2 rRNA genes (1 of these 2 cut by a window edge) are annotated in these 2,500 nt (G+C 47.7%); both read left to right on the top strand.

Annotated features, from left to right (window positions below):
• Positions 1-2,234 (top strand): 23S ribosomal RNA (locus ACYQ5R_RS12610) (it extends 633 nt beyond the left edge of the window).
• Positions 2,235-2,351: 117 nt separating this feature from the next.
• Positions 2,352-2,461, top strand: a 5S ribosomal RNA gene (rrf, locus tag ACYQ5R_RS12605).
• The last annotated feature ends 39 nt before the right edge of the window (positions 2,462-2,500 follow it).

The following is a 2,500-nucleotide window of genomic DNA, read 5'->3' as shown; positions in this document are numbered from 1 at the left end:
TCAGTCACGGAGCCGGAGCGAAAGCGAGTCTGAATAGGGCGTACAGTTAGTAGTAGTAGACGCGAAACCGAGTGATCTACCCATGGGCAGGTTGAAGCTGTGGTAACACACAGTGGAGGACCGAACCAGTTGACGTTGAAAAGTCTTTGGATGACCTGTGGGTAGGGGTGAAAGGCCAATCAAACTCGGAAATAGCTCGTACTCCCCGAAATGCATTTAGGTGCAGCGTTGATTTATAGTTTTATAGAGGTAGAGCTACTGATTGGATGCGGGGGCTTCACCGCCTACCAATTCCTGACAAACTCCGAATGCTATAAAATGTTAATCAGCAGTGAGGGCATGGGTGCTAAGGTCCATGTCCGAGAGGGAAAGAACCCAGACCATCAGCTAAGGTCCCCAAATGTATGCTAAGTTGAACAAACGAGGTTTGACTACCTAGACAGCTAGGATGTTGGCTTGGAAGCAGCCATTCATTTAAAGAGTGCGTAACAGCTCACTAGTCGAGTGGTCGAGCATGGATAATAATCGGGCATAAGTATACTACCGAAGCTATGGACTTGTAAAAGTGGTAGGGGAGCATTGTAATCTGCGTAGAAGGTGAACTGTGAGGTTTGCTGGAGCGTTTACAAAAGAAAATGTAGGCATAAGTAACGATAAGGCGGGTGAGAAACCCGCCCACCGAAAGACTAAGGTTTCCTCAGCGATGCTAATCAGCTGAGGGTTAGTCGGGACCTAAGGCGAACCCGAAAGGGGTAGTCGATGGATAACTAGTTAATATTCTAGTACTTCTTATTATTGCGATGGAGGGACGGAGTAATGAACTCACCGCGTACTGACGGAATAGTACGTTGAACTGTGTAGGTATAAGTTTTGTAGTTAAATGCGCAAGACTTGCTAAAGCAGGATAGTACCACAAATCTTCGGATGCGTGGATAGTGTGACTAAGAACTTCCAAGAAAATCTTCTAAGCTTCAGATAATAAGAACCCGTACCGTAAACCGACACAGGTAGTTGGGATGAGAATTCTAAGGTGCTCGAGAGATTCATGGCTAAGGAACTAGGCAAAATAGACCTGTAACTTCGGGAGAAAGGTCGCCCATCTTCGGATGGGCCGCAGTGAAAAGGTCCAGGCGACTGTTTATCAAAAACACAGGACTCTGCTAAATCGAAAGATGATGTATAGGGTCTGACACCTGCCCGGTGCTGGAAGGTTAAATGGAGTTGTTAGCTTCGGCGAAGCAATCAAATGAAGCCCCAGTAAACGGCGGCCGTAACTATAACGGTCCTAAGGTAGCGAAATTCCTTGTCGGGTAAGTTCCGACCTGCACGAATGGTGCAACGATCTGGACACTGTCTCAGCCATGAGCTCGGTGAAATTGTAGTATCGGTGAAGATGCCGATTACCCGCTGCGGGACGAAAAGACCCCGTGAACCTTTACTATAGCTTAGTATTGGTTTTGGATAAGTAATGTGTAGGATAGGTGGGAGACTTTGAAGCGGCGTCGCTAGGCGTTGTGGAGTCATTGTTGAAATACCACCCTTTGCTTATCTAGAGCCTAACCCAGCGATGGGGACAGTGCTTGGTGGGTAGTTTGACTGGGGTGGTCGCCTCCAAAAGAGTAACGGAGGCTTCTAAAGGTACCCTCAGCACGCTTGGTAACCGTGCGTAGAGTGCAATGGCATAAGGGTGCTTGACTGAGAGACCTACAAGTCGATCAGGTTGGAAACAAGAGCATAGTGATCCGGTGGTTCCGTGTGGAAGGGCCATCGCTCAAAGGATAAAAGGTACTCCGGGGATAACAGGCTGATCTCCCCCAAGAGCTCACATCGACGGGGGGGTTTGGCACCTCGATGTCGGCTCGTCACATCCTGGGGCTGGAGAAGGTCCCAAGGGTTGGGCTGTTCGCCCATTAAAGTGGCACGCGAGCTGGGTTCAGAACGTCGTGAGACAGTTCGGTCTCTATCTGCAGCGGGCGTTAGAAATTTGCGTGAATCTGACTCTAGTACGAGAGGACCGAGTTGGACCAACCTCTAGTGTACCAGTTGTCTCGCCAGGGGCACTGCTGGGTAGCTACGTTGGGAAGGGATAAGCGCTGAAAGCATATAAGCGCGAAACCCATCACAAGATGAGATTTCTTTAAAGGGTCGTGGAAGATCACCACGTTGATAGGCTATAGGTGTAAAGGCAGTAATGTCATAGCCAAGTAGTACTAATAACCCATAGGCTTATGTACGCGTTCCCTCCTTCGGGAGGGAGCAGACTTTTTTTGTACGATTAATAGCTCCAATTTCTTAAAATAATATGATGCTTTTTATATGTTAACATACATGGTGTAGTTACCAAAACAACTTAAGGTGATTATAGCGGTAGGGCTCACCTCTTTCCATTCCGAACAGAGAAGTTAAGTCTACCAGCGCAGATGGTACTGCCACTAGGTGGGAGAGTATGTCATCGCCTTTCTTTTTTAAAACCTTCAACAAATACGTTGAAGGTTTTTTT

It is taken from the genome of Urechidicola sp. KH5 (assembly GCF_054661455.1).
Note: the sequence above shows the minus strand (reverse complement) of the source record. Positions and strands in the feature narration are given on the sequence as shown.